Annotated in this window: 6 protein-coding genes; 4 read left to right on the forward strand and 2 right to left on the reverse strand. The window is 42.7% G+C overall.

Going from position 1 to position 8307, the window contains the following annotated elements:
* Positions 1-42 precede the first annotated feature (42 nt).
* A complete protein-coding gene (locus tag I3249_RS12675; protein ID WP_238070193.1) occupies positions 43-744 on the forward strand; it encodes an AbiH family protein in 702 nt (233 codons plus the stop codon).
* Between the two features lie 126 nt (positions 745-870).
* Here I3249_RS12675 and I3249_RS12680 read toward each other — a convergent pair whose 3' ends face one another.
* Both I3249_RS12680 and uvrA read right to left on the reverse strand, forming a co-directional pair.
* Complete coding sequence (locus I3249_RS12680) at positions 871-1146, reverse strand: hypothetical protein (RefSeq protein ID WP_238070194.1); 276 nt, start codon at positions 1144-1146, stop codon at positions 871-873.
* A 312-nt stretch (positions 1147-1458) separates the two neighbouring features.
* A complete protein-coding gene (gene uvrA / locus I3249_RS12685; RefSeq protein ID WP_238070195.1) occupies positions 1459-4365 on the reverse strand; it encodes an excinuclease ABC subunit UvrA in 2907 nt (968 codons plus the stop codon).
* A gap of 668 nt (positions 4366-5033) precedes the next feature.
* On the opposite strand from uvrA, the gene I3249_RS12690 reads away from it, so the two are divergent.
* From I3249_RS12690 to ssb, 3 genes are all read left to right on the forward strand, one after another.
* Complete coding sequence (locus I3249_RS12690; protein ID WP_238070196.1) at positions 5034-6398, forward strand: MFS transporter; 1365 nt, start codon at positions 5034-5036, stop codon at positions 6396-6398.
* Between the two features lie 141 nt (positions 6399-6539).
* Positions 6540-7151, forward strand: a complete 612-nt coding sequence (locus I3249_RS12695) for a DUF3833 domain-containing protein (RefSeq protein ID WP_238070197.1) — start codon at positions 6540-6542, stop codon at positions 7149-7151.
* Positions 7152-7468: 317 nt separating this feature from the next.
* On the forward strand, positions 7469-8104 hold the full coding sequence (gene ssb, locus I3249_RS12700) for a single-stranded DNA-binding protein (RefSeq protein WP_238070198.1): 636 nt from the start codon (positions 7469-7471) through the stop codon (positions 8102-8104).
* The last annotated feature ends 203 nt before the right edge of the window (positions 8105-8307 follow it).

The raw sequence follows: 8307 nt of genomic DNA on the forward strand, positions 1-8307 counted from the left end.
GTTTGGCATATCTATTAAGTAAGTAGCGTTCAATAATATACGTTGTGTCTTATAACTACTTTTGCAAGAGGTCTATTCAAACCTAAAAAAAAATTAGCTTTACCTAAAGTTTTATCGAAAGATGAATGCACCATCTATAGCTTTAATTATTCTTCTACTGTAGAGAGACTCTACAACCATAATCATATACAATTTTTACATGGAAAAGCTGTAGGCAATAATACTAATACAATAGTTTTAGGTATATCTGCCTTAGAAAATAAGATTCTAGTAGAAGAAAAGGCCTATGGGTTCGTAAAATATTATCAAAAACTGGTTAATAGTACGGACTATCAATTTCTAGGAGGTAATCCTGATATAACTAGTCTAGAGAAGGAAAAATTTGGGACTAATACCCTTGGTTTAAATGAAATAATTGAAATATATCTTTGGGGACATTCTTTAGACTCTTCTGACAGCGATTATATTAAAGAAATGTTTAGTTTTAACCAAGGCCCGAAACCTTCTATAAATTTAATTATTTATTATTTTGGCTCTCCACATGCACAGCTTGCCAACTTAATTTGGATAATGGGTAAAGATGTAATCGAAAGATGGATGAAAGAAGGCTGGTTGGAGTTTTTAGAAAGTCCAGATATTTATCGACTAAATATGGAAGAAGGTTATGTAGATAAACTTAGTAAACGAAGTGAAAGAAAACCACTAGAATTATTTGGTAAAGTAAAGAAAAATTCGGTTTTTTAGTATGTTTAGAATTTGTTCATATACTGTTTCTAAATTCAGAATGTTACCTGAGGAAGTAAAAATCGATAATAAAAAGCCACTCCCTAAAGAGTAGCCTTTTATCATCAATCATCTAAAAAATGCTAGTTATTGCGGACGGCCTTGACCATGTCCTTCAGGTTTTTTATACCCTTTAGCAGTCATACATGCTTCCATCTTTTTCATATCATTTTTACTTGGACGACTTTCTTTAGTCATTTTCACGCCAGCTCGTTGAGCACAATCATCCATGGCTTGCTTCATATCCGCTGACATCGCAGGTCTTTGATGGTTGCGATCGCTTACGCCATTTGATGTGCCGCCTGACGCACAGGCGCTAACGCCAACAGTAGATGCCAAGATAATAAATAGTAATTTTTTCATAAGAAGTCCTTAAGAGTTTCAGAGGTCATGCAGGAGTGAGTAATGTCAATTTGTGTTAGCTATATCGTTATTAACCAGTTGTTTCTATATCGTATTCGCTTACGTGTCATACCTAACCATTTAAATATTAATACATTTAACTTTTAAGTATCTTTAATAAATATTAAGAAAGGTAACGTAGCGAAGTAACTTAAGTCTTAGTTTATATATCAATTTCCATTCATAGCTTACAGTTTGCGCTTTGCTTTATACCAGCAAATAAAAAAGGCCATCCTATAAAGAGTGGCCTTTTATCAATCATGACTAACGGTATTAGCTGACTTCTTTCATACCTTGCTCAAGCATCGGCTTTAAGAATATACCCGTGTATGATTCTTTAACTTCCGCCACTTCCTCAGGCGTGCCTTCAGCGATGATCATGCCACCACCTTTACCGCCTTCAGGGCCTAGATCGATCACCCAGTCTGCCGTTTTGATAACATCCAAGTTATGTTCGATGACGACGATAGTATTACCTTTATCGCGTAGGGCATGCAGGATATTGAGCAGCTTATCGATATCATGGAAATGCAAACCAGTGGTTGGCTCATCCAAGATATACAGCGTCTGTCCCGTATCACGTTTGGCAAGCTCGCGAGCCAGTTTGACACGCTGCGCCTCACCACCTGATAGTGTTGGTGCAGACTGACCCAAGCGAATGTAGCTCAGACCCACATCCATCAATGCTTGCAGACGACGATAGATGGCTGGTATCGCTGAGAAGAACTCAACGGCATCTTCAACCGTCATATCAAGCACGTCAGCGATGGTTTTGCCTTTATAGTGAATCTCTAGCGTCTCACGGTTGTAGCGTTTGCCTTCACAAGTATCGCACGGCACATACATATCTGGTAAGAAATGCATCTCAACTTTGATAAGGCCATCGCCTTGGCACATCTCACAGCGTCCGCCTTTTACGTTGAAGCTAAAGCGACCAGGCTTATAACCACGGGCGCGCGCTTCTTGGGTCTGGGCAAACATCTCACGCACCGGGGTAAACACGCCAGTATAAGTCGCTGGGTTTGAGCGCGGCGTACGGCCGATTGGACTTTGATCGATATCGACCATTTTGTCCAAATGCTCAAGACCGCTAATGCTTTCAAACTTGTCAGCAATCAGCGTTGAGGCATTGTTTAACTGAGTCGCTGCCAATGGCATAAGCGTACGGTTAATCAACGTTGATTTACCCGAACCTGAGACACCCGTCACACAAGTCATGATACCAACAGGAATGGTCAAATCCACATCGTGCAGGTTATTACCTGATGCGCCTTTCAGCTCGATGGTCATCGGTACTTTCTTGGCTTTAGCCTTACCTTTGACTTCGACATCGATAGTTTTGGCTTTATGACGGACAGTTGGAATCTCAATTTTTTTCTTACCAGACATATATTGTCCAGTCAGCGATTCTTTGTTTGCCATGATGTCATCGACTGTACCTTGGGCGATCACGTGACCGCCGTGTACGCCTGCACCGATACCGATATCAATCACGTGATCTGCTTGGCGAATCGCATCTTCATCATGTTCAACGACCAGTACGGTATTACCCAAATCACGTAAGCGCGTTAGGGTTTTTAGCAGGCGATCATTATCACGCTGATGCAGACCGATGGATGGCTCATCAAGTACATACATGACGCCCATCAGACCAGCACCGATTTGGCTGGCCAGACGAATACGCTGCGCTTCACCGCCCGATAGTGTTTCGGCAGAGCGAGCAAGGGTCAAATAATCAAGCCCGACGCTCACAAGAAAGTTTAAACGCTCATTAATCTCTTTAAAGATTTTTTCGGCTACTTCACCTTTATGACCACCAATCTTTAGCGTTTTATAATAGTCAGCAGCGTCTCCGATAGACAGCTTAACGATTTGAGCGATAGTTTGGTCATCAACACGGACGTTACGTGAGATTTCATTCAAACGCGCACCATCACAAACGTTACAAGTGGTATCTGCTAGATATTTGGCTAACTCATCACGCACCAAGTTACTTTGCGTTTTAGCATAACGGCGCTCTAGGTAGGGAAGCACACCTTCAAACGGTACAGTCTTATTCGTCTTGCGACCGCGCTCATCGGTAAAGTTAAAGGTCAGCTTTTCTTTACCAGAGCCTTGCATGATTAGGTCTTGCTGCTCTTTGGACAGATCCTGCCATGACGCATCCATATCGATTTTGAAATGTTTACAGACAGTGCTAAGCAAACCAAAGTAGTACGCATGACGCTTGTCCCAGCCATTGATTGCGCCCTGATTAAGCGACTTCTCATGATGAGTAATCAGCTTTTCAGCGGCGAAATATTGACGTTTGCCGAGGCCATCACAGCTTGGACATGCACCATATGGATTGTTAAAACTGAACATGCGTGGCTCAAGCTCAGGCACCGCGCGATCACAAATCGGACAGCTGTGCTTGGCAGACATCACTTGATTATCAGAGCCGCCCTCAGTAGGATTACCATCCATAAAGTGCAGCGTCACTAGACCTTGTCCCAAACGTAGCGCGGTCTCCAAGCTCTCAGCGACGCGGTTACCTAAGTCATCACGTACTTTAAAGCGGTCAACCACCACTTCGATGGTATGTTTTTTCTTCTTATCCAACGTCGGTAGCTCGTCGGTGTCATAGACATCACCGTCAACGCGCACACGGACAAAACCTTGTCCAATCAGCTGCTCAAGTAAGACGGTATGTTCACCTTTACGCTCGCGAATCACCGGTGCCAAGATCATAATCTTGGTGTCATCTGGCAAGGCCATGACCTGATCGACCATCTCAGTGACCGACTGCGCAACCATTGGCTCACCGTGCTCAGGGCAATATGGCGTACCGATGCGTGCATAGAGCAGGCGCAGATAGTCATAAATCTCGGTAATCGTACCGACGGTCGAGCGTGGGTTATGGTTGGTTGATTTTTGCTCGATAGCAATCGCAGGGGATAGACCCTCGATACTATCGACGTCAGGTTTCTCCATTTGCGAGAGGAACTGACGCGCGTATGCCGATAAACTCTCGACATAACGACGTTGCCCTTCAGCATACAAGGTGTCAAATGCCAACGAAGATTTACCAGAGCCAGATAGGCCAGTAATTACCACGAATTTATCTCGTGGAATGTCTAAATCGATGTTTTTTAAATTATGAGTACGTGCGCCGCGTATTGCGATATGGTCATGTGCCATCGGTTACAGGTTTCCTATTTGCTAAAAGGGGATTGGGAAATATCTCAAATCAAAAAGTAAGTACAGATCAGTAAAGTGGTTGGTTAAAACGTGAATAATTCTAAATTTATGGTGTTGTTATAAGTAGTGTTTTTATAAAAGGTACATATATGTGTAAGGTAAAAGTTATGCCAGCCTAGTTGTTCATTTTCTATTGTTGTTTGGCTTTATATTTTTTGTCGTTCCTATGACTATTTTTTATAGGACTCAGTAAATCTAAATCAAATCAGTGTTAAGTAACAGGCATCGTTTGTTATGGTTTTGACCAAAAATGTCATTTTATAGAAGCGTTCGTCGTTACGTAGATATGGTGAGTGAGCCATTAATTTTGCTGACAACATTTTACTTTATTGTCATGGTGACAGCATTATTCAAGGTGTCACTGTGCATCTGATGCACTTGGTAACAAAATAATCTCGTAATATGAATGGCTTGGGTTAAGGGCGCATACGTTACTGCACCAGTAAGACAAAAGTCTCGGCAACCAAACGGCGAATGTCTTATACTAGGGGGCTTGATTTATAGGCCAATGCCTTGATAAACCAGTAGTGATAAATCATGGTATGGCACAGTGTTAGTCGTGAAAGATAGCAATGAGCAACCAGCAATGATCAACCAGTGAGGCAAGTATGAATAGCGTAGAGAAACGGGCAATCCTCGGAGTCGGTGGCATCTTTGCCTTACGTATGATTGGCTTGTTTATGATTGTGCCGGTATTTTCTGTTTATGGTGACAATTATGCACACGCGACGCCGTTTTTAATTGGTTTGGCCGTTGGTATTTATGGCTTAGGGCAGGCCATCTTTCAGATACCGATGAGTTTGGCTGCTGATAAATTCCCGCGTAAGCCTATTATCTTTTTGGGATTGATACTGTTCGCCGTCGGCGGCATGATTGCAGCAAATGCGACAGATATTTACGAAGTGATCATTGGTCGAGCGCTGGCGGGTAGTGGTGCGGTCTCTGCTGTGCTGATGGCGTTACTGGCTGATGTGACTCGTGAGGAAATGCGTACCAAAGCGATGGCTACGATGGGTCTGACGATTGCTACCTCTATTATGCTGGCCTTTGCCTTTGGTCCATTATTAGTCGGCTCGCTCGGTATCTCTGGGCTGTTTTGGCTAACTTCAGGATTTGCTATATTGGCGATGCTGCTATTGGTGGTAGTACCGACGCCTATGCGCGTGCTCAAGCACAATCTGGATAATAAGACCATCGGTCAACAGTTAGCCACTGTCCTTAATATTGGCGATCTTAACCGCTTACATATCGGTATCTTTGCGCTACATCTGACGATGACAGCGATATTTGTGATATTGCCGCACCAGCTCAGTGACGTACTTGGCTTGTCAGTACGTCAGCAAGGCATGGTGTATTTGCCACTATTGTTTATTGGTTTCGCCATCGCGATACCGTTTATTATCATCGCCGAAAAGAAACGCAAAATGCGTCAGGTTTTTTTGGGTGCGATTGCATTAATGACCGCCGCTTTAGCCATACTCGCGCTTGGTAGTCAGGTCGGTATTGGTATTATATTGGGCTTGCTGCTGTACTTTATGGGCTTTAACCTGCTTGAGGCGACGATTCCCTCATGGATATCTAAGCGTGCACCAGTCGCTAATAAAGCGACCGCGATGGGGCTTAACTCTTCTAGTCAGTTCTTTGGTGCATTTGTAGGCGGGGCAATGGGTGGTCTGTTATTAGGCCAGCCTAATTTGTTGGCGTGGGGCATACTGGCTATTATTATGGGTGCCGCACTGCTTATCATTATTCCCATTTCTCAGCCACCTTATCTATCGAGCACGACGGTTACTATTCCCAAAGACATCAATATCCAAGACTGGTCACGACAAATGCTGGCAGTAGATGGTGTTGATGAGTTGGTCGTCATGGCAAAAGAGCAAGTCGCTTATTTGAAGTTAGATAAGACACAGTTGACGGATGATTCACGTCAGCAGCTATCGAGTTTGGCGCAAAGTCCGCTAGATATTTAATATGATATATAACAGCTTTAGGCTTATGTTTTTATATAGAAATAAAGCCAAATAGCAAAAATTGCACAGACAGCAGTCTCATAAACCACCAATATCAATCAATAGAAACTAACTATTTATCTCTATTTAAAAGGAATTAATATGAGTAAATTTAAAATGTTGTCTGGTAGTGTCATCGAAGGTAAAAAGAAGGCACATCGCTCAATAGCCAAGTTAACCATAGGTCTTGGTTTATCAGCCATGCTGCTGACATCTGGTTGCGCTACACAAAATATTCAGGCCTATCAGAACACCACACCAACACTCGACATGCATGAGTTTTTTTCGGGTCAAATTGATGGTTGGGGTATGTTCCAAGGTCGAAATGGTGAGGTCAAAAAGCGCTTTTATGTCGACATTGATGCAACCCATGAGGGATACGATGTCATTATCTTAAACGAGAAGTTCTCGTGGGCAGATGGCACGAAATCGCAGCGTATATGGCGTCTGACTGAGCAGACAGATGGCAGCTGGAAAGGTGTCGCAGGTGATGTTATTGGCGAGGCAGCAGGGAAAGTGGTTGGCAATACGTTGCACTGGAATTACTTATTAGAGTTACCTGTCGAAGACAAAACCTATAAAGTAACGTTCGATGATTGGATGTATCTTATCAATAAGGATGTCATGCTCAATCGCTCAGTGATGAAAAAATTTGGCGTAGAGCTGGGTAGCGTGACGTTAAGTATGCATCGTAAGCCTTCTGATGCTAACTAGAAATCTCTAAATCATTTGATAATAAGTAAGGTGCTATACAATATCGATAAAGGTGAAAGGTGTTCTTCAGCATCTTAAAATGGCAGAATAGCAGCATATTTATCTATTACCTGTTATTTATTGGACTCTACAATATCGACTAGTATATCAAGATAGAGTATCTAAGCGACATAGACTGACGTGCACCATAGGTAGCCTATAGATATTTCGATAAAAATTGGTTAAAGTAAAATTATACAATTGATAGTGTCAAATGATGCTATCAGATAATGATTAAAACAGTTTATTAAATTATTCATAAGTAAAAGGACGGTATCATGCGCGGAGTCAATAAAGTTATCATCATCGGTAACCTCGGAGCAGATCCTGAGGCACGCCAATTCAGCAATGGCGGTAGCGTAACCAATATCTCGGTTGCGACATCAGAGCAGTGGACAGACAAACAAAGCGGCGAAAAAAGAGAGGCGACAGAGTGGCATCGTATCGCACTTTTTAACCGTCTAGGTGAAATCGCAGCGCAATACCTGCGTAAAGGCAGCAAGGTTTATATCGAAGGTAGTTTGCGCACACGTAAATACCAAGACCAAAGTGGTCAAGACCGTTATATTACTGAGATTCGTGCTGAGCAAATGCAGATGCTTGATGGCGCGACAGGTGGTGGCGGTCAAGGCGATAATGTCTTTGGTGGTCAAAACTCAAATCAGGGCGGTGGCGGCTATGGTAATCAAGGCGGTCAAAGCAATCAAAACAACTTTGGTGGTCAGCAAGGCGGCTACAATCAAGCTGGCGGTGCAGCAGCTCAAGGTATGGCACAAAGTGGCAATCAGGGCGGCTTCAATAACCAAAGCGCTCCTGCTCAGCCTAACCAATTTGGTCAGCAAGCGCAAAAGCCTGCACAACCAAAACCGACAGCCATGCCAGATGGTCCTGTAGATGACGATATTCCGTTCTAATTTATATAAGAAAGAAAGTGTAATTTTTGTGCGTCAGAGCCCCGTATTAACGGGGCTTTTTTAATGCTTGCTATAGTTGATTCAATTTAAAAGAGATACAAGGCAACTGAGTGCAGATGTATATATAATAGACCTCTTGCAAAAGTCATAATTTAAGCTCGGAATTAATGATACCAGCAAACAGCTTCATTCTAAGATCATAG

It is taken from the genome of Psychrobacter sp. Ps1 (assembly GCF_022129425.1).
Taxonomy (GTDB): Bacteria; Pseudomonadota; Gammaproteobacteria; order Pseudomonadales; family Moraxellaceae; genus Psychrobacter.

What these genes read in the sequence shown, in the direction of transcription:
- I3249_RS12680 (WP_238070194.1), bottom strand. Translation starts at nt 1,146, where the DNA reads ATGAAAAAATTACTATTTATTATCTTGGCATCTACTGTTGGCGTTAGC.
- uvrA (WP_238070195.1), bottom strand. Translation starts at nt 4,365, where the DNA reads ATGGCACATGACCATATCGCAATACGCGGCGCACGTACTCATAATTTA.
- I3249_RS12690 (WP_238070196.1), top strand. Translation starts at nt 5,034, where the DNA reads ATGAATAGCGTAGAGAAACGGGCAATCCTCGGAGTCGGTGGCATCTTT.
- I3249_RS12695 (WP_238070197.1), top strand. Translation starts at nt 6,540, where the DNA reads ATGAGTAAATTTAAAATGTTGTCTGGTAGTGTCATCGAAGGTAAAAAG.
- ssb (WP_238070198.1), top strand. Translation starts at nt 7,469, where the DNA reads ATGCGCGGAGTCAATAAAGTTATCATCATCGGTAACCTCGGAGCAGAT.